The organism is Catellatospora sp. NPDC049111, assembly GCF_040648615.1.
In the GTDB taxonomy this organism is placed as follows: domain Bacteria; phylum Actinomycetota; class Actinomycetes; order Mycobacteriales; family Micromonosporaceae; genus Catellatospora; species Catellatospora aurea.
This window is the reverse complement of sequence record NZ_JBEZEB010000015.1, coordinates 63,906-89,218: the sequence shown is the minus strand read 5'-3', so window position 1 is coordinate 89,218 and position 25,313 is coordinate 63,906. Positions and strand designations below refer to the sequence as shown.

Below are 25,313 nucleotides of genomic sequence, written 5' to 3'. Positions count from 1 at the left end.
GTGGCGGCTACGGTCGCTTGCCGGCGGCGAGGTCGGCGACCGCCTTGCCGAGACGCGCCGCGCGGGTCTCGGGGTTCACGGCCTTGAGCAGCGGCAGCATCACGAGGTATTGCTCGGTCTTGCCGAGCCGCGTGAAGAAGTCGGCGGCGGCCGTGTTCGCGGCCAGCGCCGCGGTGAGATCCGCGGGCACGGTCGCCTCGCTCTGCTTGACGTAGGCGGCGTCCCAGCGCCCGTCGGCCCTGGCCGCCTCGACTTCGGCCAGGCCCGGCGCGCGCAGCCGGCCCTGCGCCAAAAGCGCCTCCACGCGTTCCACGTTGACCCGCGACCACGAGCCCCTGGGCCGGCGGCGGGAGTAGCGCTGCAGGAAATGGTCGGCGTCGAGGGACTTGCGGACGCTGTCGATCCAGCCGTAGCAGTGGGCCACGTCGGCCGCCTCGGTCACGCTGATCGCGGGCTGCCGCGAGTTCTTCTTGCGGACCTTCAGCCACGCGCCGTCGGGGCTGCCGTGGTGCTCGGCCAGCCAGGCCTCCCACTGATCCGGGTGTTCGAAGCTCAGGATCTCCACGCCACCGACTCTATGCCCGACGGCCGACAGGTGACCGAGATCGGCGGTGGGGTGGGCCCGGTGCCGGTGTGCGTCCGGCCGGTCCTGCGCGGACCGGCCGGACGCCGGATCAGCGGGTCGTGCAGAGGTTGCCGTTGAGCTTGAACAGCGGGGGCAGGACGTTGGGTCCCTGGTAGTTGCCGACGTAGCCGACGTTCACCGTGGCCCCCGGTGCGATGACCTTGTTGAAGTCGGCGTTGGACACGGTGACCGCGGAACCGGTCTGCGTCCAGGTGCCGTTCCAGCCGCTGCCGAGCTGCTGCCAGGCGGTCGGCCAGCTGAACGCCAGGGTCCAGGTGTCCACCGGGTTGGCGCCGGTGTTCGTGATGTCGACGCTGCCGACGTAACCGTTGCCCCAGTTGCTCGCGTCGGTCAGGGTGACCGCGCAGGATGCGGCCGTGGGCGTGCCGGTCTGGAACGTCACCGGCGGCGACGCCCAGGAGACCCGGCCGGAGCCGTCGCGCGCGATGATGTTGGCCGTGTAGCGGGTGCCCGGCGTCAGGTTGTGCACGGTGAACGTGGTTCCCGTGGTCTCGCCCCACTGCTCGCTGATCGTGCCGAGCTGCCGGTGGATCTCGTACTTGAGCCCGGCGGCCCCGGCCGGCCAGGTGAGCGTGGTGCTCGTGGCCGTGACGGCGGACGCCACCGGGCGACCGGGCGTCGCCGGGCGGGCACTTGCCGCCGCCGGGCGCAGGACGAGCGTCGTCAGCGAGTTCGGCGCGAGCGTCACCGAGGTGGCGCTGCCGGTGCCGGTCGTGATGGCGGTATCGCCGTTGCCGAAGGTGTGGACCTGGGCGCTCGCGGCGGGGGAGTATCCGGCGTAGTTCAGGCTGACCTGCTTGCTCGCGGCCTCGTCGGTGTTGACGAGCAGCACCGCGAGGTCGCCGTTGGCACGGCGGGCGGCGTGCGCGCGGACCGCCGGGTCGGACGCGCCCGCGCGGATCAGCTGGTCACCCGCCTTGACGAAGCGTGACGTCATGGCCAGCCCGAAGTACGGCGCGAACGGGGTGTTCAGCGCGGGCTCGCAGACGCTGCCGTCGGCGGTGCAGGTGCCGCTGGAGAGCAGGCCGAAGTCGCCGTAGTCGGTGTGCCCGCCCACCGTGGACACGGTGCCGATGCCGTTGTGCACGTTCCACCAGTCGATGTTGAACACGCCGGCGGCGATCAGGCTCGCGTAGGCGTCGGCGGCGAACAGCGCACCCGGCTGGGTGTTCTGGCCGTACCCGGTGTTGATCTCGGTGAGCGCGATGCCGAGGTTCTTGCCCGCGTACCGGTCGATCTGCCGCCGGGCCAGCCAGACCGCGTCGGTCACCTGCGCTGTCTTGGACAGCGCCTCGGTCGACGAGGAGCCGCCCGGATACCAGTGCAGGATCGCGAAGTCGACCGACGGGCCCGCGATGGAGAGCACGACCTGGTTCCAGGTCCCGGCGTCGCCGGAGCCGACGATGCCGTCGGGCCAGTTGCCGGGTGTGGTGAGCACGATGCCGATCTTGATGGTGGGGTCGACGGCCTTCATCGCCTCGGCGTACTGCTTGGCGACAGTGGCGTAGCCGGCCGGGCTCTTGTCGGCGTGGTCGTCGGCCTCCCAGCTCGCGCCGTAGTGGCCGTTGCCGTACAGCTCGTTGCCGATCTCCCAGTACTTCACGCCGTAGTTCTTCTCGATGTTGGCGTAGCGCACCCAGCCGGCGGCCTCCTCCGGCGTGCCGGTGCCGTAGTTGGCGATCACCATGGCCTGCGCGCCGGCCCGCCGCACACCTCCCATGAAGGTGTCGAAGTCGGTGTCGGGAGCGACGTAGCCGCCGGGCGCCGTGTGGGTCTGCCAGTGGTAGATGTCGGAGTAGGACCCGCCGGGGTAGCGCATGGTCTGCACGCCGGCGTTCTTCATCAGGTCGGCGACGGCGTCGGTGCCCAGTTGCGAGTCCCAGACGGCGTGGTTGACGCCGATGGCGGCGTCGCCGGCGGATTCCAGCCCGGCGCGGGCGTTGACGGTCACGGTCACGGCGGGCTCGGCGCTCGCCGGGGTCGGGACGGTGAGGGTGACCGCTGCCAGCGTGCACGCCAGCAGGGCGATGCGGCTCTTTCTCATCGTCGGACCTCCTTTCGGGAGTGGTGATTGGAAGCGCTCCCAAGAGTCGTACGGCCATCGATCGATGTCAACCGTGTGGCCCGGACGACTGTGCTGGCAGATCAACGTCGTTGCATCGAACGGGGGCGATACAAGCCTTAGATTGACGGCACCCTATCCCACCTCGTCGGAGGTATCCCGTGAAACTCCGTCGCACCCTCGTGGCGCTGCTCACCGCCGTCGCGGCGATCGGTGTCACCGCCGTCGCGCAGGCCCCGGCCGCGCACGCGGCCACGCCCGACCGCTGGGCGTTCGCGTTCATGGACAACCCGGTCCCGCCGGCCGCCTACCTGATGGACCCGACCCGGCAGTGGAAGAGCGACAACATCCCCAACAGCACGGTCAGTCCGCTGGTCGTCGGCCGCTACCGGGTGAAGTTCCCGAGCATCGCCTCGGCCAACGGCGTCGCCCATGTCACCGCCGTCGCCGGTGATCCGCGCTGGTGCCAGGTCTGGAACTACTACGCCTCCGGGGCCGACCAGATCGTCGAGGTGCAGTGCTACAAGTACACCGGGGCGGTGATCAGCCCTGACTGGTCGGCGTTCACGGTCATGTACTCGACCAGCTCCGGCCCGCTCGTCGGCCCCGGCACGTACGCCTACGTGCAGGGCAAGTCCACCGGCGGCACCAACACGTCGTACAACCCGGTCGGCGGGGTCAACACGGTCACCCACGGCGGCATCGGCACCGGCGTCTACAAGGTCTGGCTGCCCGGCGTCAGCACCGGGCTGCAGGACGGCAACCTTCAGGTGACCGCGCAGCACCCGAACAGCCCGCGCCGCTGCAAGGTCGACAACTGGATCCCCGGCGGGGCCGGGCTGGACGTCGTCGTGCGCTGCTACGACCACACCGGCGCGCCCGCCGACAGCTGGTTCGACCTGACGTACCACCGTGAGCGCTCGGTCTACGGGGCGTTCAACCCGCCGAAGTACTTCGCCTACCTGTGGAGCAACGGATTCCCCGGCCCGTCCACCTACAGTTCCGTGGGCTCGGTCGTCGTCTCGACCCCGGCAGGTCCCGGCCTGCAGTACGACGAGTTCCACAAGGTCGGTTTCCGGGAGGGGCATGTGCAGGTCACCGGTTACCGCAGCGGAGCGAGCTACTGCAACCTGCAGAACGTCTGGCTGATCTCCGGCACCGTCGTGATCGTCCGCAACGTCATCTGCTGGACCGCCGCCGGCGCTCCGGTGACCCCGGAGTACTTCATCAGCTACAGCTCCCGGGTCTGAACCCGGGCGGTCGTCCGGTGGCGGGCCTCCTCTCCTGCCACCGGAGGGCCGTCACCGGCTATCCGTTCGTCTTGGAACCCAGCACTGCGCGCAGTGCCCAGAGCACGCCGATGGTGATACCGCCGATGGCGGCGAACTTGCCCACGAAGTCCGCGCCGGAGATCGCGAGAATCGCGATGGTGGCGCCGTACACGATCGACAGCGCGATGAGCGCCTTGGAGGTGATGTTCTGCATGCCCGGCACTGTCTCATATCGATGCCAGGTAGCGCACTACCCGATCTAGCTCCGGTTCAGGTCCGGGACGGGGTCGGCGTCGGCGCGGCGGGCGGCGGAGCCGGGGTGGCGGGTGGCGCGGCGGGCGGCCTGGTCGGCACTACCGGCGGGACCGGAGCGGGTGGCGGCGGGAACTGGCGGTCCCGGTCCCACCACTCGGGGCGCTCGTGCCACCGGTCGCGGTCATGGTGCCAGCGGTCCTCCATCCGCTCATGCCGTACGTGGTGAGCGGCCGCGACCAGGGCCGCGCCGACGCACCCGGTCAGGCAGGACCCAGCCAGGAACGCCCCGAACAGCGCCAATGCGAACCTGCCAGAGGACTCGCGCCGCACGGGGCGGGGTGCGACCGGCTCGTCGACGGTCGTGTCGGGCTCATCGGTCATGCCTCCATCGTGGGCCAGATCGCCCCCGCCTGCGGTCGCATCTCTCAACCTGCGGTCGCAACTGTTGAAGAGTCGCGCCTTCCTGAGCCGCCTGAGGCCGCAACTCTTCAAGAGTTGCGGCCCAGGTGGGGGGGTCAGTGGGCCGAGGCGTCGTCGCGGGCCTGGCGGGGCAGCAGGAAGGCGGCGAGGAAGGTCACGGCGAGCAGTGCGGCGACGACCCAGAGGACCAGGCGCATCGCGTCGGCGAAGGAGGCCGGGTCGGGGCCGAGCGGGCCGAGTTTGATGTGGTTGAAGAACAGCGTGCCGAGCAGGGCGATGCCGACCGCGCTGCCGAGCTGCTGCACCGCGGTGAGGGTGCCCGACGCGGAGCCGGTCTCGTGCGGCTGCACCCCCGCCAGGATGATGTCGAAGAACGGGGCCATGACCAGGCCCATGCCCAGGCCGAAGACACCGAGCGCGGGTGCGAGCTGCCACGGGGTCAGGCCGACCCCGGCCTGGTCGAGGGTGATCACGAAGCCGGCGGTGGCGGCGGCCATCACGCCCAGGCCCAGGTGCAGCAGGCGGCGGCCGAGCTTGCGGGTCAGGCCAGCGCCGCCGGCGATGCCGAAGCCGACCATGATGCCCAGCGACTGCGGCACCGAGGCGAGGCCGGCCTTGAGTGGGCTGTAGCCGAGGCCGAGCTGGACGTAGAGGCTGAAGGCCAGTCCGAAGCCGATCATGCCGGAGAAGAAGGCCAACCCGGCGACCAGTCCGCCGGTGAAGGCGCGGCGGCGGAACAGGGACGGCTCGACCAGCGGGTCGCCGCCACCGCGGCGGCGGGCGATCTGCTGGCGGCCGAACAGGGCGAAGACCGGTAGGCTGGCGGCCATCATGGCGAAGGTCCAGGCGGGCCAGCCGAGCTCGCGGCCCTGCACGAGGGGGTACAGCAGCAGCAGCGCTCCCGCGCTGACGAGCGCGACACCGGTCAGGTCGAGCCGGGACGCGTGCTCGGAGCGGGACTCCGGCAGGAACTTGGCCGCGCCGAGCAGGGCGAGCAGGCCGAGCGGCAGGTTGATCAGGAAGATCATGCGCCAGCCGGTGCCGAGCAGGTCGGCGTCGACCAGCCAGCCCGCCAGGATCGGGCCGCCGACCGCGGACAGGCCCATGACCGGCCCGAACGCGCCGAAGGCGGCGCCGACCTCCTTGGGCGGGAACATCTCCTTGATCAGGCCGAGCCCCTGCGGGAGCAGCACCGCGCCGAGCAGGCCCTGCAGCACGCGGGCCCCGATCAGCAGCTCGGGGGTGGTGGCCACCGCGCACAGCGCCGACGCGGCGACGAAGCCCGCCGCGCCGATCATGAACATGCGCTTGCGGCCGTAGAGGTCGCCGAGGCGGCCGCCGGTGATCAGGCCCACCGCCATGGCCAGGGTGTAGCCGGCGCCGAGCCACTGGATCAGGCTCTCGGAGCCGCCCAGTTCGGCCTGGATCGAGGGGCCCGCGATGGTGGTCACCAGCGCGTCGAGCAGGTCCATCACCTCGGCGGCGAGGATGACGAACAGGGCAGCCCAGCGCCAGCGGTACGCCGCGGGCCGGGTATCGGGAGGGGCGGTGTCGTCGAGGACGGTGGTCATGAGGTCGCCTCCAGGCGATATCGAACGGCGTTTCGAACGGTGTTCGCTTAACGAACACCGTTCTACAGAGCGAACGGCGTTCGCGTCAAGTACGATGTGCGCCATGTCCGAGATCCCGGCCCCGCCCTGGCGTGCCTCGCGCCGCAGCGCGCCCGCCCGCAAGCCGCTCAGCCGGGACGCGATCGTGGACGCGGCGCTCAGCCTGCTCGACCGGGAGGGCCTGGACGCGGTGAGCATGCGGCGGGTGGCCGAGGAGCTGAACACCGGAGCCGCCTCGCTGTACGCCCACGTGGCGAACAAGGAGGAGCTGCTGGAGCTGGCGTACGACCGGGTGCTGGGCGAGATCCGGTTGCCCGAGCCGGACCCGGCGCGCTGGCGCGAGCAGATCCGCGAGATCGCCCGCGAGTCCTACCGGGTGCTCGGCGCGCACAGCGACATCGCCCGGGTCAGCCTCGCCAACGTGCCGACCGGCCCGAACTCGGTGCGGGTCGCCGAGGCCATGCTCGGCGTGCTGATCAGCGGCGGCGTGCCGCCCCAGCAGGCGGCCTGGGCGGTGGACCGGATCGCGTTGTACATCAGCGCCGACGCGTACGAGGGCTCGCTCTACCAGGCCCGGCAGCGGGCCAGCGGCAAGCCGGTCGAGGAGTTCGTCGCCGACTTCTTCGGCCAGGTCCACGACTATTACCGCACCCTGCCCCCGGCTCGCTTCCCGTTCCTGTACGAGCACGCCGACGTGCTCGTACAGGGCGACGGGGAGGTGCGGTTCGCGTTCGGGCTGGAGCTGCTGATCAGCGGGCTGGACCGTTACCTGCCCAGGGCGGACTGAACCGGCGGGATCACGCCGCGGCGGCCCGTCGGCGCTTCTTGGGCCGGGCGCGGGTGGCCGGTCCCTCGGTGGCCAGGCCCAGGGCCGCCCATTCCTCCGCCGTCATGATGCGCTTGCCCTCCACGGCGACCGGCGGTGCCGGTGGCGCGACCGGATCGGGCGCGGGAGTGCTCTTCGGCTGCTTGGACTTGGCCGGCTTGGCCGCGGCCGCGGCGGCCCGGACCCGTTCGGTCTCGCCGGCCAGGCTGATCAGCTTGCGCACCTTCGGCACGGTCGCCAGGTTGGTCTTTTTGGCGACCTCGTCGAGCGGCACTCCGGAGACGGCGAGGTCGGCCAGGGCGCGGCCGCGTTCGCGCTGGAGCGCCGCGACGATGCCCTCGAACAGGACCTGCTGGTGGGTGAGGTCGGCATAACGCTGCAGCGGGTCGGGCTCGCTCAGCGCGTACGCGCAGAGGTTGCGCACCATGCCGTTGATCTCGGCGCTGGTGACGGTGTATCCCTCGGTCGTCGGGTCGGTCATCGACGGCTCCTTTCACCGCGCGACGACGAGCGCTCGTCCGGCGGCGATGGGACTGTATCGGCACCCGGCGACCCCCGGCGAGCGGCGGCGGGGCTCAGCGCGCGATCATGCCTGCCGACAGGTCGATGTCCGCGCCGGTCAGGCCCGGCATGCGCAGCATGGCGACGGCCGCCGCGCCGACCTCCTCCTCGGTGACCATGCGCTGCAGCGCGGCCCGCGAGACGAACGCCTGCTCGGCCTCGGCTTCGGTGACGCCGGTGCGCTGTGCTTCGAGGCGGAAGTTGCGGGTCATGCGCGGGCCCGCGACCGGCCCCGGGGACAGGCTGTTGACGGCGACGCCGAGCGTGCCGACCTCGTGCGCCAGGGTCACCGTGAGCCCCAGCACCGCCATCTTCGACGCCGTGTACGGCGTGCGCCGCGCCAGCGGCCGTTTGCCGCTCACCGAAGCGACGTTGATGACGTCGCCCCGCCCGGCGGCGGTCATCGCGGGCAGGAACGCCCGGCACATCAGGTAGACCCCGCGCACGTTGACGGCGAAGACCTCGTCCCAGTCGGCCGGCTCGACGTCGACGAGCGCGTCCACCGGACCGGCGACACCGGCGTTGTTGACCAGGATGGACACGTCCTCGTCGGACAGTGCGGCACGCAGCGCCGCGACGGAGTCCGGCGACGACGTGTCGCAGACCGCGACCCGCACCCCGGCGGCGGTCCCGGCCAGCTCCGCCGCGACGGCGTCGAGAGTGGCCCGGGTGCGCCCGGTCAGCACGACCCGCGCCCCGGCGGCCGACAACGCGTGCGCGATCGCCCGGCCGAGTCCGTTGCCCGCCCCGGTCACCAGCGCCGTGCGCCCGGCGACGCGGTCGGCGCTCACGCGGCGGCCTGTGCGGGTGACCACGGCAGCGGGTCGCCGGCGTACTTCGCGGCACGCACGTCGCCGGAGCGCGCGTGGCCCTCGAACAGCTCGACGCGGCTGGCCCGGCCGCACAGGCGGCCGAGTTCGGCGCTCGCGGCCGGATCGACGACCTCCTGATAGGTCACCGTCTTGAGGTAGCGGCCGACCCACAGCCCGCCGGTGTAGCGGGCGCCGCCCCGGGTGGGCAGTGTGTGGTTGGTGCCGATGACCTTGTCGCCGTACGAGACGCAGGTGCCCTCGCCGAGGAACAGCGCGCCGTAGTGGCGCATCCGGTCCAGCGCCTCGCGGGGCCGCCGGGTCAGGACCTGCACGTGCTCGCTGGCGAAGTCGTCGGCCAGCGCGTACGCCTCGGCGAGGTCGCCGACGACGATCACCTGCCCGTGGTCGCGCCAGGCCGGACCCGCGAAGTCACGCGTCGGCATGTCCACCAGGATGCGCTCGACGTGCCCGATCACCTCGCGGGCGAGCGCGTCCGAGGTCGTGATGAGCACCGCGGGCGAGTCGGGGCCGTGTTCGGCCTGGCTGAGCAGGTCCACCGCGACGACGAACGAGTCGGCGGCGTCGTCGGCGACGATCAGGATCTCGGTCGGCCCGGCCAGCAGGTCGATGCCGACCTCGCCGAACAGCTGCCGCTTGGCCTCGGCGACGTACGCGTTGCCGGGTCCGGCGAGCAGGTCCACGCGGCCGATGGCGTCTGTGCCCAGCGCCAGCGCGGCCACCGCCTGCACCCCGCCGAGCAGGTAGATCTCGTCCGCGCCGGCCAGGTGCATCGCGGCGACGGTGGCCGCCGGCACCTGCCCGCGGATCGGCGGCGTGCACGCGGCGACCCGGTCCACACCGGCGACCTTCGCGGTCACGATCGTCATGTGCGCCGACGCGACCAGCGGATACCGGCCGCCGGGAATGTACGCCCCGGCCGCGGACACCGGGATGCTGCGCTGGCCGAGCAGCACGCCGGGGGAGGTCTCGACCTCGAAGTCGCGCAGCGACGCGCGCTGGTGTTCGGCGAACGCGCGTACGTTGCCCTGCACGGTGCGGATGTCGTCGAGGACGTGGTCGGGCACCGTGCGCACGATCGCGTCGAGCTGCTCGGTGTCGAGCCGAAACCGCTCGGGTTCCCAGCCGTCGAAGCGGCGGGAGTATTCGCGTACCGCGTCGTCGCCGCGGGCGCGCACGTCGGCGATGACGGCGGCGACGGTCGTGGCGACCTCGGGGTCGACCGTGCTGGCCGGCGACTTCACGGCGTGTTTGAGGTGGACCGGCATGGTGGCGCTCCCGCACGGACGGTCGGCATGGCAAGGCGAGTCTGTGGCGGCCGCGTGAGGGCGTCAATCGACCGTTGTCCCGCTTGTCCCGCCACCCGCGATGGCGCATTATGGAAACGCTGTTTCCACCAGGGCGCGAACGGGGGCCCGCCCTCCCGGTTTCGGCATCCCGGGAGGGCGGGGGTCTCACTGCCAGGCGGTCAGCTCAGGCGCCACTGCTGGTTGCCGCCGAGCGGGTTGCCGCAGTCCCAGATCTGCAGCCGGGTCCCGTTGGCGGTGCCGAGCTCGACCGCGTCCAGGCACTTGCCGGAGTTCGGGTTGACGATCGAAACGGCTGGATGTTCAGGGCCGGTCGTGGGCCAGCCGCTGGAACAGGATGTGGTCCTGCCACAAGCCGGCGATCTGGATGTACTTCTCGGCCAGGCCGAAGCGGACGAAACCGTTGCGCTCCAGCACCTTCTGCGAGGCGAGGTTGTGCCGCAGGGTGCCCGCCTGGATGCGGTGCAGGCCCTGCTCCTGGAACGCCACCTCGATCAAACGCGCCACCGCCGCCGAGGCGACACCCCGGCCGTTGACGTCCTGGCTCACCCAATAACCGAGGTGGCTGTTCAGGAACGGGCCCCGGACGATGTCGTTGAGCGTGATCCGTCCGACGACGCGGCCGTCGAGCAGGATCACGTGCGGCACGCATTCGCCGCGCGCGTGGCGGTCGAGCGCGCTCGCGAGCACCTCGCGCTGGCCCTCGGGGCCGAACCAGCCCTCGGGCCGCACCGGTTCGAACGGCAGGAGGAACTCCATGTTCGCCTGGTAGAGCGCGCTTACGGCGGTCGCGTCGTCGATGGTCACGAGCCTGGTGCTGACGGTCATGCTTCCATGATCGCAAACTTGCGGCCGCCGCCCGGTCCCGGAGGGATGATCGCCGCCTACGTCGAGGCCTTCGGTCGCACAAATTGGCCGATTCATGTCGGGGATAGTGGGCATCATCGAAGGATGCTGGAAAAGCTCGACACCGTCGGCTGGGGCGGGCTGACGCACGCCTTCGGCACGGCCGAGGAGATCCCCGCCTTCCTCACCGCGCTGCGCGCCGAGGACCCGGAGGCACGCGGCGACGCCCGAGACGAACTGTGGAGCAGCCTGCTGCACGAGGGCAGGCGCTACCAGGCCGACGTCTACACGGTGCCGTTCCTGGCCGACCTGGCCGCCGACCCGCTCACCTTCGACCGGGCCGCGATCGTCGACCTGCTCACCGCGATGGCGATCGGTTCCGACCACTCATACCTGCTGACGGGTTTCCCGATCGAGCGGCTGCGGCCCTCGCCGGACGCGGTCGACGAGTCCTGGCACCTGCTCTACAGCGAGTGGAGCGGCCACGCGGCCGGTGACCCGCCGGCGGCCCCGGGAGAGGTCGACGAACTGCGGGTGTACGACGCGGTCCGGGCCGAGCTGCCCCGCATCCTGCGATTGCTGGACGACAGCGACGGCGACGTCATCGAGGCGGCGGCCTATCTGCTGGCCTGGTTTCCGGAAGCGGCGGGCGACACCGTGGCGCCGCTGCTGGCCGTGGCCGGGCAGCGCGGTTGGCGCCGTGATCTGCGGGTGACCGCGCTGCTCGCGGCCGGGCTGGCCGCGCGCGGTCCGGTGGCCGAGTCGGCGGTGATCGCGAGCCTGGTGCACGACGAGGACTCGGAGGTCCGCTGGGCCGCCGCGGTCGCGTGGACGCTCACTGCGGGCGCGACCGTGCCCGAGGAGCCGCGGGCGGAGTTGCGCGCGCGGGCGGGCGGCGGGCTCGGCCCGGACGAGCCGGTGCTCGCGCCGTGGGGGCTGGCGCGGGCCGAGTGGTCGGTGCGGCTGCTGGAACACCTCGGCGATCCGGGAGCGGCGCAGGCGCGGGCGGCACTGGTCCGGTCGGAGGCGACCCGGCGAGCACACGGGCCGTGGGTGCAACGCCTCGGCGAGGCCTTCTACCTGGCGTTCGGGGACGACGGGCGGAGCAGTCCGCTGCGGTACGCCGACCTCACCGCCGCCCAGCGCTGGCTTGTCGACCACCTGGTCCGCCACCCGGACGCGCTGGTCGCCGAGCCCGACGAGGTCACCGAACTGCTGCGCTGGTACGGGCTGCCCGACAGCCACCCGGCGCTGACCGCGTACGCGGCCTGAGGCCGGGTCAATCGCCGCCGGTCAGGTGCTCGTAGACGGCGACGATCTCCAGCACGTCACGGACCGTGCCGGACGCGCGGGTGATCCGGAAGGACCCGCCGTGCCGCTGCGCCGTGGCGTGGGCGTGCAGCAGCACCCTGATGCCGCTGGAGTCGATGAAGCCGACGTCGTGCATGTCGACCTCCAGCGGGCGTCCGGGGTTCGCCTCGATCGTGTCGACGAGCCAGCTCGTCAGGGCCTGCTCGTTCGCCAGGTCGAACTCGCCGGCCAGCACCATCCGGACCCGGTCCGGCAGGGCCTCCACCTCGTGTGTGGCCTGCGGCGTGTTGCTTGCACGATCCATGGGGGCAGCCAATCACAGACGCCGGACGGCGACAACGGCGACGTCGTCGGCGTGCGGAGGGTTGGTCAGCTGCCGGAGCAGCCGGTCGCAGTAGCGGTCGAGATCGGCGTCCACGGGCGCGGCCAGCCGGCTGAGGTCGGCGATGCCGTCCCGGATCGTGATGTCCCGTCGCTCGATGAGGCCGTCGGTGTACAGCAGCAGCGTGCCGCCCTCGGGGAGGACGAACTCCAGGTCGTCGGGTCGGGCATGGTTGATGCCCAGCAGCGGGGCGCGGTGCCAGACCTCGGTGACCCGGCCGTCGGCGATGAGCAGCGGCGGCAGGTGACCGGCGTTGGCCAGCCGGGCCCGGCCGGTCCGGGGATCGAGCAACAGCAGGCACAGGGTCGCCATCTCACCGGGCAGCAGCCGGACCATCAGCTCGTCGATCAGGGCGACGATGCGGCCGGGGTAGTGGCCCTCGACGGCGTACGCGCGCAGGGCGTGGCGGATCTCGGCCATCACCGTCGCGGCGTGCAGGGAGTGCCCGACGACGTCGCCGATGGCGATGAGCAGCTCGTCTCCGAGCGTCGACAGCTCGTAGAAGTCCCCGCCGATCTCGGCCTGCGGGCTGGCCGGCTCGTAGCGCACGGCGAGGCTGATGCCGGGCACGGCGGGCAGGCGGCGGGGGAGCAGGCTGCGCTGCAGGGTGACCGCGATCCGGTGGTCCTGGTCCTGTGCCCGCTGGGCCTCGGCCGCCGCGCCCAGCGCCTGGGTCAGCTGGGTCAGCAACTGGGTCTGGTCCTCGTCGGCGCACACGCCGGTGAACAGGTAGAGCGACGGCCGGGCGGCGCGGAACCGGGCGGTGGTGACGGTGACCTCGCCGGGGTCGGGCCAGCCGGCGGGCAGCTGCCACCGTGTGGCGTCACCGGTGAGCCGGTGCGAGCCGACCGGCACGTCCTCGCCGGGAGGTTCCCAACCGGCGACGGTGACGTCGCCGGACACGGTGGCCAGTGCCAGGGTCCAGCCCGCGTCGGTCTCGGTGGCGACCGCCGCGGCCGTGCCGAACAGCCCTACGGCCCCGGCCGCGGCACGGCTGAGCAGTTCGGGAAAGTCACGGGCCATGGTGACGGCGAGCGTCGTCTCGGCGAGCCCGGCCAGGCCGTCGGCGAGCTGTTCGGCCTTGCGGCGTGCCCGGTAGTAGCGCAGCACGGCCTGCACCGTGGCGACCAGTTCGTGCGGGTCGATCGGTTCGACGAGGTAGGCGTCGGCGCCGCCGACCAGTCCCAGGGTCCGGTCGGCGGCGTCGACCGCGTGCGCGGAGACGTGCACGACAGGTGTGCTGGTGGTGGCCGGGTCCGCTTTGATCCGCCGGCAGACGTCGAGCCCGCTCATGTCGGGCAGTTTGACGTCGAGCACGACCATGTCGAAGGGACGCTGCTGGAGCTTGTCGAGGGCATCCTGGCCGTCGACGGCCTCGGTGACCGCGAAGCCGGCCCGGGTGAGCCAGTTCTTCAGCAGGTAGCGCTTGGGGGCGCGGTCGTCGACCACCAGGATGGTGGTCTCGGCCGGGTTGCTCATGAGGTCCTCGCGACCGGAAGGGTGACGGTGAAGGTGCTTCCCTTGCCGGGTTCGCTGTCCAGGTGCATCTCACCGCCGAGGATGCCGGTGAGCCGGCGGGCGTACGGCAGCCCGAGTCCCGTGCCGTGCATCTTGTGCCGACCGGGCAGCTGCACGAACTCCTCGAAGATGCGCTCGTGCTGGGCGGCGGGGATGCCGATGCCGGTGTCGGCGACGGTGATGGTCCAGTGGCCGCCGGCGGAGGCGGCCCGCATGGTCACCGAGCCGTGCTCGGTGAACTTCACCGCGTTGTGCAGCAGGTTGCGCAGCACCTGCGACAGCAGCGCCTCGTCGGACTCGATCCACGCGCCGTCGCCGGGCGCCTCCACCTCCAGTGCGACATCGGGACTGGTCAGGACCGCCTTGACGGTGCCGCGCAGCTGCTTGAACAGCCGGCTGAGGTCGACGGGACCCCACACCGGTTCCAGGTGCCCGGACTCGGCCTTGGCCAGGTCGAGCAGGTCGTTAACCAGCGACAGCAGGTCCGAGGCCGAGCCCCGCATCAGCGACATCTGCTCCGCCTGCGCAGCGGTCAACGGGTCGGATTCCGGATCGGACAGCATCCGGATCAGCCCGATGACCGCCGTGACCGGGGCGCGCAGCTCGTGGCTGACGTTGGCCAGGAAGCGCGTCTTGGCCTCGCTGGCGGCACGCAGCTGCCCGGACTTCTCGTCCAGCTCGGCGTACAGCGCCACCACGCCGCGGTTGGTCTCCTCCAGCTCCGAGCTGAGCTGGAGGTAGAGCGCCATCACGCCGCGGTTGGTCTCTTCCAGCTCGTCGTTGAGCGCCTTGAGCCGGTCCCGCTGCTCGCGGGCCTCCTCCAGCGCCGCCAGCAGATGCTCGTTCTGGGAGGCCAGCTCGTCGAGCGGGCTGGCGACGGCGGAGGCGGCGAGCTTACGCCGGGCCTGCTCGACCTGTTCGGCGGTGAGCTGGCCCGGGTCGGGCAGGCGGCGTGACAGCATGACTACTGTCTCCTGCCCACCTTCGGCGACTTCCAAAACATCGACCAGGCGGCCGACCGGTCGCAGCGCCTGCCGGTCCACCCGGCCGGGGACCGTGAGGTCGACGCGCAGGTGCTCGGGCCGGCCGTGGATCCGGAAGGCGACCTCCACACCGGTGCCCCCGGACAGCAGCTGGCGGCCGACGTCGCTGAGCGCGGTGGCCAGCCGGATCTGGTCCTGGTGTTCGAGCCCCAGCGCCGCCGCGGCCTCGCGCCCGCGCTGCCTGACGGCGAACACATCCTGCTCGCGGCGTAGCACCAACTGGAGCAGGAGGGTGTCGGTCATGATCGGATCCTGGCCGCCAGCACACAGGCGTCGTCGCGGCGCACGCCCGCGTCGCGCAGCACCGTGGCGGCGATCAGCAGCGGCGATCGGACGACGAGCCCCGGGTCGGCGTCCAGGCGCCACTTGTCGCTGACCCCGTCGGAGTGCATGACCAGCAGCGAGTCCGGCCCGAACGGGTGCTCGAACTCCCGGATGACGGCCTTGCCGTGGCCCGCGATGCCGGGCATCGACACCATGCCGCGCCGGGTGCCTGCGGTGAGGACGGTCGCCGCGACGTTGCCCATGCCGCAGGTGCGCACGAGTCCGGCGTCCGGGTCGATCTCCGCGACGGTCAGGGCGGCCCCGCGCGTGTGGGACATGCCCCGGTGCAGGCGTTCGACGACGGTCGCGGGCGGACCGTCGGGCGCGGTGTGGAACAGGTTGAAGGCGGTCTGCGCGGCGGCGGCGGCGAGCGGGCCGTGGCCGAGCCCGTCGCACACCATCACCTGCCGCCGGTCGCCGATGGTCCGCACGGCGTGGCAGTCGCCGCTGACGGTCTCGCCGGTCAGCGGCCGGGTCAGCCCGTCGGCCCAGGCGGGCGGCGGGACCGCCTCGCGCCAGAGCTGGGCGGTGAGGACCGAGCCCCGTCCCGGCGCGGAGTAGCCCTCCATCCGGTCCGCGAGCCGGGACACGGCGCCCAGGCCGATGCCGAGGGTGCCGGTCGTGGAGCGGCCGTCCTCGTACATGGCGGCCAGGTCGGCCATGCCAGGCGCCGAGTCGATGCTGACGATCTCGACGCCGACGGTGTCGTCGTGCCGGACCGGGCGCACCAGCAGCGTCCCGTCCTCGGCGTGCTTGACCAGATTGGAGGCGAGCTCGGTGGCGATGATCGCGATGTCGGCGGACTTGCGCTCGCCGAGGTCCACGGAGCCGGCGAGCTCGACGGCGAAGCGCCGGACCGCGCCCACGGCGCTCGCGTCGTCCAGCCGGAACCAGGATGAGGTCGGGGTCAGCGAGCTCAGCGCGCCCACTTGACCACCGCCACGGTGGTCCCCGCGCCGACCGCGGTCTCCAGCTCGAACTCGTCGACGAGCCGGCGCGCACCGCTCAGACCCAGGCCGAGGCCGCCGCCGCTGGTGTAGCCGTCGGTCAGCGCGAGGTCGATGTCGGCGATACCCGGGCCGGAGTCGCTGAACACGACCCGCACTCCGCGTCGCTTGCCGTTGTCGACGGTACAGACCTCGGCCTTGCCGCCTCCGCCGTACACGAGGGTGTTGCGCGCCAGCTCGCTGGCCGCGGTGACGACTTTCGTCTGGTCGACCAGCGACAGCTTCGCAGCGACCGCCGCGGTGCGGACCAGCTGGCGCACCCGGACGACGTCCTCGTCGTTGCCGATGGCCTGCACCTGGAGTTCGGCGCCTGCACCGCCCGTCACGGCGAGGTCGTCTCGGGCTCGTCGAGGAGGTCCAGGTCGTCGATCAGGTCCGGCTCGGCGTTGGCGGCCAGCAGTTCCAGGCCCCGCTCCACGTTGAGCGCGGTGCGGATGCCGTCCAGCGACAGGCCGAGCTCGACCAGCGTGATCGCGACGGCCGGGCGCATGCCGACGACGATCGTCTCGGCGTCGAGCACCCGGGAGATCGACGCGATCGTCGACAGGGTGCGCCCGACGAACGAGTCGACGATGTCCAGGCCGGTGATGTCGATGATGACGCCCTTGCAGCCGGTGTCGACGATGCGCTGGCCGAGGTCCTCCTGCAGCTGCAGGGCCATCTGGTCCTGCATGTCGACCTGGATGGAGACCAGCAGCACCGAGCCGATTTTGAGGATCGGCACCCGCTCCATCACGCCTCCCGCTTGGCGGCTCGCAGCTCGGCGCCGCCGCGCCGGACGGCGTGGCGGAGCGCGTCGGCGAGAGTGGCCTTGGTGGCGATGTCGCCGAACTCGATGCCCAGCGCCACGATGGTCTGCGCGATCTGCGGGCGGATGCCGGAGATGACGCACTCCGCGCCCATCAGTCTGGCCGCCATGACCGTCTTGAGGATGTGCTGCGCGACCTGGGTGTCCACCGCGGGCACGCCGGTGATGTCGATGATCGCGTACGGCGAGCCGGTGTCGACCAGCGCCTGCAGCAGCCGCTCCATGACGACCTGGGCGCGCGCGGAGTCCAGAGTGCCGACCAGCGGGACGGCGACCACGCCCTCCCAGAGTTTCACGACCGGCGTGGACAACTCCAGCAGCTGCTCGCTCTGCTCGGTGATGATGTGCTCGCGGGCTCGGGAGAAGGCCTCGAAGGTGAACAGGCCCAGCTCGTCGATCAGCGCCGACCAGGCCACGTAGTCACGCAGGGCGGTCTCGCCGCTCTTCTCGATCTCGCCGATCTCGTAGAGCGCGGTCTTGAGGGCGAAGACGCTGGTGGCGGTCTCGGTGGCGGTGAACCCTTGGCGTGCGCGGTTGCGCGACAGCTCGGTGAGCACCGCCCGCAGTTCCGCGGCCTTCGCGCTGTCGAGGTCGTTCGCGCCTTCGCTGAGCGACTTGCGCAGTTGCGTCTGCAGTTCGGTCGTCTGGCGGCCCGACTCGGAGACCGTCAGGCGGCCCTTCAGCGGCGCCGCCGCGACCTCCGCCCAGCGCCGGGAGATCTGCTCCGACCGCTCCGAGAGCAACTTGCCGAGTCGCTCGCTCTGCTCTGCTTTCAGCGCCATGGTCATCCTTCACCGTTCACCAGTCAGGTCGGCCGCGCGGGGTGAGCCAAGTCGCTCCGCGAAGCCGTGGCACGCGGCCACCGGTGACCGTGTGCCACGGCCATGTACCCGAACGGGCTCGGCCCAACCATACGAGTTCACCGATAGGTCGTGGGCCGGAGCCGATCTCGATCCGTGGTTTCGGCCGCCGCCCGGCGGGGCAGTCAGTGGCCAGGTGGTCGGTGGGGGCCGCCACCGAGGAGACAAGCGCGGGAATGCCACGCCAGGTCAGGCTGTGGCACTCTTTGCGTCAGCGTCCCAGGACCGCGTTCGGAGGGAAGGCCGCCCGCACGGGCACGCACATCGCTCATCATCCCGGGCCGCGGAGGAGTCTTGCGCCAGGTAGTCAGACCGTTCGCCCAGCCGCCGTCGGGGGCGGCCGCGATCTCGTTCACCACCGCCGACGACCTCGCGGCGGTCCGCGAGTTCGCCGGTGCGCACGCCCACGCGTCCGGGCTGGCCGCCGGGCGGGTGCCCGGGCTGAAGCTCGCGGTGAGCGAACTGGTCACCAACACGTTGCGCCACACCGCCGGCGGCGGCGTGGTGCGGGTGTGGGCCGACGGCGGCACGGTCGTCATCGAGCTGACCGACGGCGGCACGTTCCGCCGGACCGCCCCGGAGCAGCCGGCCGCGCGGCCTACGGCTGCCGGCGGCTGGGGGCTGTACATCACGGGCGAGGTCTGCGACGAGTTCTCCTACTACACCCGGCCCGGTCATACGGTGTGGCGGCTGGTGTTCAGGAACCCGGCCGCCACACCGTGAAGGTGTGACCCCCTATCGCGGGGTGTCGTGCTTGCTGGACGGTTTGGTACGCGGTCCCGGCAGCAGCTTGCCGCCGTTGCGCTTGCGCAGCAGGTTGGTGAGGTACATGAGGGCCAGCGCGAGCACCCCCATGTCGTCGAGGTAGATCGGGTCGGGGAGCAGGTCGACGGGCAGGATCGTGTAGATCAGGGCGCCCCAGAAGGCGACCTTGCCGCCCGTGCCCAGCTCACCGAGCATCCGCTTGGTGACGAACAGGCGCCTGCCCAGTTTGATCGCGCCGATCAGCGTGATGATGCCGACGATCGCGACGGCGATGCCGATGATGATCCAGGTATCCCGAGACACGCACGAGTTCTACCCTGCCGCCGGGTGCTTAATCCAGCCGCCGGGCTCACGGGTTCGGTCAGTAGACGAACGGCCAGCCCGCGCTGTCCCAGCCCAGCAGGTTGATGCCGAGCCGTGCCGCGCCGCTGTCCGTGTAGTAGTGGTAGAACAGCACGTCCTGGCCGTTGTCGGCGAGCACGGCCGGGTGGCCCGGCCCGTGGATCGAACCGTGTCCGGCCAGGACCTGTGTGCCGCCGCCGGAGGTCAGGGCGGTGCCGTTGCGGTCGGTGAACGGCCCGGCGGGCGACGCGGACCGGCCGACCATGACGCGGTAGGTGCTGGCCGCGCCGCGGCAGCACAGGTCGAACGACGTGAACAGGTAGTAGAAGCCGCCGTGGCGGTACACGAACGGCGCTTCGACCGCGCCGGACGCGGTCTGCCGCTGGGCCAGCGCACGCACCGCGGTGTCGGTGGTGGACCGCCTGCCCGTGGCCGGGTCGAGCCGCACGGACTTGACGCCCGTCCAGAACGAGCCGAAGGCGAGCCACCACTGCCCAGCGGCGTCGACGAACAGATTCGGGTCGATGGCGTTGTAGTTCACCGCGCCGCTGCTCTCGATGACCAGCCCCTGGTGGGTCCAGCTGCCGGCCGCGCCGGTGGGGCTGGTGGCCAGGAAGATCGCGGAGCGCCGCGAGCCGAACGTGGAGGCCGAGTAGTAGAGCAGGAAGCGGCCGTCGCGGTAGGACAGGTCGGGGGCCCACAGGTTCGCGCCGCCCCCGGTGTACGCGGTCGTCCAGGGTGCGCCGCCGGGCCACACGACGCCGGCGTCGCGCCAGTTGACGCGGTCGGTCGAGGTCTTGAGCGGCAGGTGGTCGCCGGTGGTGGCGAGCAGGTAAGTGCCGTTGGGGGTGCGTACCACGGCCGGGTCGTGGGCGCCGGTGGAGCCGGTGACCCGGCCCGGGTTCGGGTAGGACGGCGGCGGGACGGTCGGCGCGGCGGCGGGCAGCGCCGCGGCGGGCACGGCGACGGCGCGGGCGGCGGCCTGGACGGCGGCGGTGGTGGCGAGCACGGCTACGGCCAGGCCGAGGGCGGCGAGCCGGGAGGGCGGGTGGGGCATGGCTGACTCCGATCGCGAAACGGGACGGGACGGTCCGCGTACGCGACGATCGGGGTTCGGCACGCGGCGCTGCCACCGGCCTGCCCTGCCGGCGGTGACGGGGACGTGCGGTCGCTCCCGCAAGGATGCTAACCCCGGTATCCGTTGATGTCGATCGATCCCGGATCACCCGATCGGGCCACCCGTGCCCGGTTCGCCGTTTCCCCGTGCCGTCGGCGGGGCATGGGCCGGCTGACACCCCTCGTCTCCGCTGGAAAGGAAGAAGCCCATGGACTTCGGAGAGGTGCTGACCGACGCGCTGCGCTCGGTCGCGCTGTTCCTGCCCAAGGCGCTGGCCTTCGCCGCGATCCTGCTCGTCGGCTGGCTCGTCGCGCGAGGCATCCGTTTGCTCGCCGACAAGGGCCTCGAACGGGTCCGGTTCGACCAGCTCGCGGCCCGCGGCGGGGTGACCGCGGCGCTGGCCCGCGGCGGCGTCGACCCGTCCGACCTGGTCGCGCGGCTGGCGTACTACGCGGTGCTGCTGTTCACGCTGCAGCTCGCGTTCGGGATCTGGGGGCCGAACCCGGTCTCCGACCTGATCAACGCCGTGGTGTCGTGGCTGCCCAAGGCGTTCGTCGCGATCGTCATCGTGGTGGTGGCCGCGGCCATCGCCTCCTGGGTCCGGGACCTGGTGACGGGCGCGCTGGGCGGGCTGTCGTACGGCCGCTTCCTGGCCACGACCGCGTGGGCGTTCATCATCGGCCTGGGCGTGATCGCGGCGCTCAACCAGATCGGCGTCGCCACCACGGTGACCATGCCGATCTTGATCGCGGTGCTGGCGACCGTCGCCGGCATCCTGATCGTGGGCGTCGGCGGCGGCCTGGTCCGCCCGATGCAGGCGCGCTGGGACACCTGGCTCGACCGGGCCGGGCAGGAGTCGACCCGGGTCGCCGAGCACGCCCGCGCCTACGCCGCCGGGCAGGCCGACGCGACCCAGGTGCTCGCCGACCGGTCCGCCGGCACGGTGTACCCGTCGCAGCGGGCCGGCTCGCCCGCCCCGAGCCCGGCCGCGCAGAGCCCGGCCGACCCGAACCTGTACCAGGCCCCGGCCGAGCCGGACGAGTACCCGGAGCCGCTGGTGCCGGGCTTCGACAGCGACCAGACGCAGCCGCTGCCGAACTCCCCGCAGCGTCCGACGCCCCGGCGGGGCTGACCGCCGACCGCCGACGGGCGCGGCCATCACGGTCGCGCCCATCGGCGGGTGTCGACCTGGCTGTCCCTCCGGCGGGTGGAGCCGGTCGGGCAGCGTTGTCCTCTGTTCGGTCATAACGGACGTCAGGCCGCATTCAAGACCCCGATGCTGCCCTAATCTCGCGGCATGGACAGTGGTCCCACCAGCCCCGAGCAAGCCCGCCAGGTGCTGGCGCGTTACGCCCGCGTCGTCGGCGACGCCGGCCGCGCCGCCGCCGCGGCCGACCCGGGCGTGCTCGCCATCCTCGACCAGGCGACGGCGAGCGTCGGCGACGCGCTCGACCCCGAGCGCCGGCCGCCCCTGCTGGAGCTGGCCTGCTACGCCGACGGGCTCACCGACAAGGCGACCGCGCTGGGCTGGAACCTGCCCGACGTCACCAGCCTCGACTGGCGGCGCGCCGACCAGATCACCTGGCGGCTGGTGGCGGTGTGCGAGATCGCCGCGGCGGTGCTGGGCAGGGACGTAACCGCAGGCTGAGCAGGTAAAAGGCGGTCGCGTAGGCATTGTTTGCCTGCTGTTCTCCTGATCTTGGCGCGGTGCGCGCGGGCTGTTCCCGGTCGAGGGCTTGCATGTCACGGGTAGACATGAAGGCCCATCGAAAGGCAGCTATCCGTGCACACCCCTCTCTCCCGCCGCAACCTGCTGCGCACCGCCACCCTCGGCGGCCTCGGCATCGCGTTCGCCGGCAGCGTGCAGGCGATCGCCGGACCCGCGTACGCCCACCCGACCGTCGCCGGCTACGGCCCGCTGATCCCCGACCCGGCCGGCATCCTCTCCCTGCCGAAGGGCTTCTCCTACCGGATCGTCGCCGAGGCCGGCAAGACCCTCCTGGCGACCGGCGAGCCCACCCCGAGCGACCCCGACGGCACCGCCTGCTTCGGCACCCGCCGCGGCTTCACCCTGGTCAACAACCACGAGATCGGCGGCGACGAGCCGTTCCGGGTGCCGGCCCGGCCCGGCTTCACCTTCGACCCGGGCGCGGGCGGCGGCACCACCAACATCGAGGTCGACCACCACGGCAACCGGGTCCGCCAGTACGTCAGCCTGGCCGGCACGCACAACAACTGCGCCGGCGGCATCACCCCCTGGGGCACCTGGCTGACCTGCGAGGAGACCGAGCAGCGCAAGGGCGGGCAGTTCCAGCAGGACCACGGCTGGGTGTTCGAGGTTGACCCGTTCGACGCCGAGGCCAACCTCGACCCGGTGCCGCTGAAGTTCCTCGGCCGGTACTCGCACGAGGCCGTCGCCGTCGACCCGAAGACCGACGAGATCTACCTGACCGAGGACGCCAGCGGCCCGAACGGGCTCTACTTCCGCTGGGTGCCGCCGAAGGGCTTCAAGGGCCGCGACGGCGCGCTGCGCAAGCTCGCCCTCAGCGAGGGCGGCGACACCGCCGGCCGCCTGCAGGCGCTGAAGGCCACCCTCGACGGGCTGCACATCACCGACCTGTCCGCGGCCACCGAGCCCGGCACGAAGTACAAGGTGAGCTGGGTGGACGTGCCCGACCGGCTGGCCGCCACGGTCTCGGTGCGCAAGCAGTTCACCAACGACCAGGTCACCCGCGCCCGCAAGCTCGAAGGCCAGTGGTACGGCGACGGCGGCGTGTACTTCGTCTCCAGCTACGCCCGGATCACCGACGGCAGCGTGCACGAGCACGACGGCCAGGTCTGGTTCTACGACCCGAAGCGCGAGACGATCGAGCTCAAGACCGTCTTCGGGGTGAACCCGGACCCGAAGGCGGAGGGCCACTACGACGGCCCGGACAACATCACCGTCTCGCCGTACGGCGGCATCATCCTCGCCGAGGACGGCGAGGGCCTGTCGCACCTGGTCGGCGTCAGCGACAAGGGCGTCACCTACCCGCTGGCCCGCAACGAGATCAGCGACAGCGAGTTCACCGGCCCGACGTTCAGCCAGGACGGCCGCATCCTGTTCGCCGGCATCCAGGCCGACGGGCTGGTCGTCGCGATCACCGGCCCGTGGGGCAAGGGCCACGGGCACGGTCACTGACCTTCCCGTATCCAGTGCCGCGCCCGCTCCGGATGTGCCGCCGGGGCGGGCGCTCACTTTCCTGGTTGCCGGGCCGGACCCACTCTGGTTGCCTGCTCGGGTGATCTTCGAGACGGTATGGCGGCACAGCGTGCACCAGCGCGCCTACCTGACCCGCTCCGCGGTGGGCAGCGGGCGGCTGGTGGTGAACGAGCGCGCCTCCCGGCTCGTCGGGCTCGACGTGCGCGACGGCGGGGTGCGGTGGGACGTGCCGCTCGGCAAGTGGCCTCAGGGGCTGACGGTGACCGGCGGACACTGCCTCGCCGTCTCGCACTGGGGACAGCGGCTGTCGTGCCACGAACCGATCGCGGGGGAGCTGCGGTGGCACGCCGAACTGCCCACGCACACCGGGCATCTCGTGGTGGCCGGGGGAGTCGCGGTGGTCGGCGGCTGGCGCGGGTACACCCCGCTGGCCGGGTATGACCTGGACAGCGGGGCGCTGTTGTGGCGCGGTGGCGGCCCGGCGGCGGTCGAGGAACCGCTCGCTCTCGGTGACCGCGTTCTGCTGGCCGAACGGGGTACCGGCCTGATCCGGGCCGTCGACTCGCGGACCGGGCGCGATCAGCAGACCTGGCGGCTGCCTGAGCCGGTCCTGGAGGTGGACATAGGCCCGGTCCTCATCCGGCTCGACGTCGGCAGAGTGCTGGTGCGGGGCACGTCAGGCGTGCTGTGGGTGCTGTGCCCGGTCACGGGCGAAGTGCTGCGCCAACCCGGAGTGCCCGCTGGTGTCCGAGCCGTGGCCGTGGCCGGTGGCCTGCTGTGGTGCGACACCGGCGATCACGTGGTCGCGCTGGAGCCGGGCGTGGCGCAGCCGTGGGCCCGCGTGCCGCACTATGGCCGGTGCGTCGGCGTGGCTGCCGTCGAATCGGGCTACGTTCTCGCGGGCCACCTGGGTCGGCTGATCCTGGTCGGCCACGACGGCGGGGTCGTCGGCTGGGCCACGGTCGACAAGCGGATCGGCGGGCTGCACGGGGTCGACCGGGACCGGGTGCTGGTGCTCGGCAAGAGCGAGGTGCTGGCGGTGGACCTGCGTCCGTGACACCGGGGGACGCCGCTGGGCGGGTCGGGATACGTTGTCAGCGGATCTTCGGGAGAGGTGTGGACGATGGCATTGGTGGCAGTGACGGGCGGCAGCGGCAAGCTGGGCCGGGCGGTGGTGCGCGACCTGCTCGACAACGGGTACGAGGTGGTGAACCTCGACGTGGCTCCGCCGCGCGAGCAGCTGTGCCCGTACACCCGGATCGATTTCACCGACTACGGCCAGGCGGTGGAGGCGTTCAGCGCGATCGACAGCCGGTACGCGAAGGTGGACGCGGTGGTGCACCTGGCGGCCATCCCCGGGCCGGGGGTGACCGGTAACGCGGCGACGTTCGCCAACAACATCACGGTCAGCTACAACGTGTTCGCGGCGGCGCGGGCGGCCGGCGTGCGCAACGTGGTGTGGGCGTCCAGTGAGACGGTGCTCGGGCTGCCGTTCGACACCCCGCCGCCGTACCTGCCGGTGGACGAGGAGTACGCGGGGCGGCCGGAGACGGCGTACTCGCTGGCCAAGCACCTCGACGAGCAGATGGCGGCGCAGTTCTGCCGGTGGGACCCGGAACTGAAGATGATCGGGCTGCGCTTCTCGAACGTGATGGAGCCCGGTGACTACGCGAACTTCGCGTCGTGGCAGGACGATCCGCGGGCGCGGATGTGGAACCTGTGGTCGTACATCGACTGCCGCGACGGCGCGCAGGCGGTGCGCCGAGCCTTGGAGTACACCCAGCCGGGCCTGGAGGTGTTCATCATCGCCAACGCCGACACCGTGATGCACCGCGAGACCGTGGACCTGGCCGCCGAGGTCTTCCCCGACCTGCCCTGGCAGCGCCCGGTCTCCGGCAACGAGACCCTGCTCTCCATCGACAAGGCCCGCCGCATCCTCGGCTACGACCCGATCCACGGCTGGCGCTGATCCCCTCACCCCAGGGGTAGGGCCCGCACCA

General features: G+C 71.9%; 27 protein-coding genes and 1 pseudogene. 9 read left to right on the top strand and 19 right to left on the bottom strand.

Annotated elements, in window-relative coordinates:
* Positions 1 to 7 precede the first annotated feature (7 nt).
* Entirely contained in the window at positions 8 to 565 is a 558-nt protein-coding gene (locus tag AB0B66_RS21820; RefSeq protein ID WP_360532621.1) for a YdeI/OmpD-associated family protein, read from the bottom strand.
* A gap of 109 nt (positions 566 to 674) precedes the next feature.
* The gene (locus AB0B66_RS21815; protein ID WP_360532618.1) at positions 675 to 2,690 is read right to left on the bottom strand and encodes a cellulose binding domain-containing protein; all 2,016 of its coding nucleotides are present in this window, start codon (positions 2,688 to 2,690) and stop codon (positions 675 to 677) included.
* Positions 2,691 to 2,869: 179 nt separating this feature from the next.
* Here AB0B66_RS21815 and AB0B66_RS21810 point away from each other — a divergent pair, with 179 nt between their 5' ends.
* A complete protein-coding gene (locus AB0B66_RS21810) occupies positions 2,870 to 3,958 on the top strand; it encodes a hypothetical protein (protein WP_360532615.1) in 1,089 nt (362 codons plus the stop codon).
* Between the two features lie 58 nt (positions 3,959 to 4,016).
* Here the strand turns inward: AB0B66_RS21810 and AB0B66_RS21805 are convergent, their stop codons facing one another.
* From AB0B66_RS21805 to AB0B66_RS21795, 3 genes are all read right to left on the bottom strand, one after another.
* Entirely contained in the window at positions 4,017 to 4,193 is a 177-nt protein-coding gene (locus AB0B66_RS21805) for a hypothetical protein (RefSeq protein WP_360532612.1), read from the bottom strand.
* A gap of 56 nt (positions 4,194 to 4,249) precedes the next feature.
* Positions 4,250 to 4,615 carry a hypothetical protein gene (locus AB0B66_RS21800; protein WP_360532609.1) on the bottom strand — a complete coding sequence of 122 codons (366 nt, stop codon included), beginning with the start codon at positions 4,613 to 4,615 and terminating at the stop codon, positions 4,250 to 4,252.
* 134 nt (positions 4,616 to 4,749) lie between these two features.
* The gene (locus AB0B66_RS21795; protein WP_360532606.1) at positions 4,750 to 6,225 is read right to left on the bottom strand and encodes an MFS transporter; all 1,476 of its coding nucleotides are present in this window, start codon (positions 6,223 to 6,225) and stop codon (positions 4,750 to 4,752) included.
* A 103-nt stretch (positions 6,226 to 6,328) separates the two neighbouring features.
* On the opposite strand from AB0B66_RS21795, the gene AB0B66_RS21790 reads away from it, so the two are divergent.
* A complete protein-coding gene (locus AB0B66_RS21790) occupies positions 6,329 to 7,051 on the top strand; it encodes a TetR/AcrR family transcriptional regulator (protein ID WP_360532603.1) in 723 nt (240 codons plus the stop codon).
* 10 nt (positions 7,052 to 7,061) lie between these two features.
* Here the strand turns inward: AB0B66_RS21790 and AB0B66_RS21785 are convergent, their stop codons facing one another.
* From AB0B66_RS21785 to AB0B66_RS21765, 5 genes and pseudogenes are all read right to left on the bottom strand, one after another.
* Complete coding sequence (locus AB0B66_RS21785; protein WP_360532600.1) at positions 7,062 to 7,571, bottom strand: hypothetical protein; 510 nt, start codon at positions 7,569 to 7,571, stop codon at positions 7,062 to 7,064.
* A gap of 94 nt (positions 7,572 to 7,665) precedes the next feature.
* Positions 7,666 to 8,442 (bottom strand): SDR family NAD(P)-dependent oxidoreductase, encoded by a 777-nt coding sequence (locus tag AB0B66_RS21780; protein ID WP_360532597.1) that lies wholly within the window; start codon positions 8,440 to 8,442, stop codon positions 7,666 to 7,668.
* Positions 8,439 to 9,749 (bottom strand): histidinol dehydrogenase, encoded by a 1,311-nt coding sequence (gene hisD / locus AB0B66_RS21775; protein WP_360532594.1) that lies wholly within the window; start codon positions 9,747 to 9,749, stop codon positions 8,439 to 8,441. Before hisD ends, AB0B66_RS21780 begins: the two co-directional genes overlap by 4 nt.
* A gap of 200 nt (positions 9,750 to 9,949) precedes the next feature.
* Positions 9,950 to 10,078: pseudogene (locus tag AB0B66_RS21770) on the bottom strand (RICIN domain-containing protein); the annotation flags it as partial.
* Between the two features lie 13 nt (positions 10,079 to 10,091).
* Positions 10,092 to 10,616 carry a GNAT family N-acetyltransferase gene (locus AB0B66_RS21765; protein ID WP_360532591.1) on the bottom strand — a complete coding sequence of 175 codons (525 nt, stop codon included), beginning with the start codon at positions 10,614 to 10,616 and terminating at the stop codon, positions 10,092 to 10,094.
* Positions 10,617 to 10,739: 123 nt separating this feature from the next.
* Here AB0B66_RS21765 and AB0B66_RS21760 point away from each other — a divergent pair, with 123 nt between their 5' ends.
* Complete coding sequence (locus AB0B66_RS21760; RefSeq protein WP_360532588.1) at positions 10,740 to 11,906, top strand: hypothetical protein; 1,167 nt, start codon at positions 10,740 to 10,742, stop codon at positions 11,904 to 11,906.
* 7 nt (positions 11,907 to 11,913) lie between these two features.
* Here AB0B66_RS21760 and AB0B66_RS21755 read toward each other — a convergent pair whose 3' ends face one another.
* From AB0B66_RS21755 to AB0B66_RS21725, 7 genes are read right to left on the bottom strand one after another with little or no spacing between them, the layout of a single operon-like run.
* On the bottom strand, positions 11,914 to 12,249 hold the full coding sequence (locus tag AB0B66_RS21755; protein ID WP_360532585.1) for an STAS domain-containing protein: 336 nt from the start codon (positions 12,247 to 12,249) through the stop codon (positions 11,914 to 11,916).
* 12 nt (positions 12,250 to 12,261) lie between these two features.
* Positions 12,262 to 13,806, bottom strand: coding sequence for a fused response regulator/phosphatase (locus tag AB0B66_RS21750; RefSeq protein ID WP_360532582.1), 1,545 nt, complete (start codon positions 13,804 to 13,806; stop codon positions 12,262 to 12,264).
* Positions 13,803 to 15,131, bottom strand: a complete 1,329-nt coding sequence (locus tag AB0B66_RS21745) for a sensor histidine kinase (protein ID WP_360532579.1) — start codon at positions 15,129 to 15,131, stop codon at positions 13,803 to 13,805. Before AB0B66_RS21745 ends, AB0B66_RS21750 begins: the two co-directional genes overlap by 4 nt.
* The gene (locus AB0B66_RS21740) at positions 15,128 to 16,141 is read right to left on the bottom strand and encodes an ATP-binding SpoIIE family protein phosphatase (RefSeq protein ID WP_360532576.1); all 1,014 of its coding nucleotides are present in this window, start codon (positions 16,139 to 16,141) and stop codon (positions 15,128 to 15,130) included. The genes AB0B66_RS21745 and AB0B66_RS21740 overlap by 4 nt, the downstream gene beginning before the upstream one ends.
* Positions 16,129 to 16,545, bottom strand: coding sequence for an ATP-binding protein (locus AB0B66_RS21735; protein ID WP_360532573.1), 417 nt, complete (start codon positions 16,543 to 16,545; stop codon positions 16,129 to 16,131). Before AB0B66_RS21735 ends, AB0B66_RS21740 begins: the two co-directional genes overlap by 13 nt.
* Entirely contained in the window at positions 16,542 to 16,952 is a 411-nt protein-coding gene (locus tag AB0B66_RS21730; protein WP_360532570.1) for an STAS domain-containing protein, read from the bottom strand. The genes AB0B66_RS21735 and AB0B66_RS21730 overlap by 4 nt, the downstream gene beginning before the upstream one ends.
* Positions 16,952 to 17,809, bottom strand: coding sequence for an STAS domain-containing protein (locus AB0B66_RS21725; protein ID WP_360532567.1), 858 nt, complete (start codon positions 17,807 to 17,809; stop codon positions 16,952 to 16,954). Before AB0B66_RS21725 ends, AB0B66_RS21730 begins: the two co-directional genes overlap by 1 nt.
* 372 nt (positions 17,810 to 18,181) lie before the next feature.
* Here AB0B66_RS21725 and AB0B66_RS21720 point away from each other — a divergent pair, with 372 nt between their 5' ends.
* Positions 18,182 to 18,610, top strand: coding sequence for an ATP-binding protein (locus AB0B66_RS21720; protein ID WP_360532564.1), 429 nt, complete (start codon positions 18,182 to 18,184; stop codon positions 18,608 to 18,610).
* A 12-nt stretch (positions 18,611 to 18,622) separates the two neighbouring features.
* On the opposite strand, the gene AB0B66_RS21715 is transcribed toward AB0B66_RS21720, so the two are convergent.
* Positions 18,623 to 18,955 (bottom strand): YkvA family protein, encoded by a 333-nt coding sequence (locus AB0B66_RS21715; RefSeq protein ID WP_360532561.1) that lies wholly within the window; start codon positions 18,953 to 18,955, stop codon positions 18,623 to 18,625.
* 58 nt (positions 18,956 to 19,013) lie between these two features.
* Positions 19,014 to 20,051 (bottom strand): arabinan endo-1,5-alpha-L-arabinosidase, encoded by a 1,038-nt coding sequence (locus tag AB0B66_RS21710; protein WP_360532558.1) that lies wholly within the window; start codon positions 20,049 to 20,051, stop codon positions 19,014 to 19,016.
* 268 nt (positions 20,052 to 20,319) lie between these two features.
* Here AB0B66_RS21710 and AB0B66_RS21705 point away from each other — a divergent pair, with 268 nt between their 5' ends.
* The 5 genes from AB0B66_RS21705 (at position 20,320) to AB0B66_RS21685 (ending at position 25,282) form a co-directional block, all read left to right on the top strand.
* Complete coding sequence (locus AB0B66_RS21705; RefSeq protein WP_360532555.1) at positions 20,320 to 21,243, top strand: hypothetical protein; 924 nt, start codon at positions 20,320 to 20,322, stop codon at positions 21,241 to 21,243.
* Positions 21,244 to 21,408: 165 nt separating this feature from the next.
* Positions 21,409 to 21,759, top strand: coding sequence for a DUF6401 family natural product biosynthesis protein (locus tag AB0B66_RS21700; protein ID WP_360532552.1), 351 nt, complete (start codon positions 21,409 to 21,411; stop codon positions 21,757 to 21,759).
* A 135-nt stretch (positions 21,760 to 21,894) separates the two neighbouring features.
* On the top strand, positions 21,895 to 23,292 hold the full coding sequence (locus AB0B66_RS21695) for an alkaline phosphatase PhoX (RefSeq protein WP_360532549.1): 1,398 nt from the start codon (positions 21,895 to 21,897) through the stop codon (positions 23,290 to 23,292).
* A 100-nt stretch (positions 23,293 to 23,392) separates the two neighbouring features.
* Positions 23,393 to 24,370 carry a PQQ-binding-like beta-propeller repeat protein gene (locus tag AB0B66_RS21690; RefSeq protein ID WP_360532546.1) on the top strand — a complete coding sequence of 326 codons (978 nt, stop codon included), beginning with the start codon at positions 23,393 to 23,395 and terminating at the stop codon, positions 24,368 to 24,370.
* Positions 24,371 to 24,436: 66 nt separating this feature from the next.
* On the top strand, positions 24,437 to 25,282 hold the full coding sequence (locus tag AB0B66_RS21685; RefSeq protein ID WP_360532543.1) for an NAD(P)-dependent oxidoreductase: 846 nt from the start codon (positions 24,437 to 24,439) through the stop codon (positions 25,280 to 25,282).
* Positions 25,283 to 25,313: the final 31 nt, after the last annotated feature.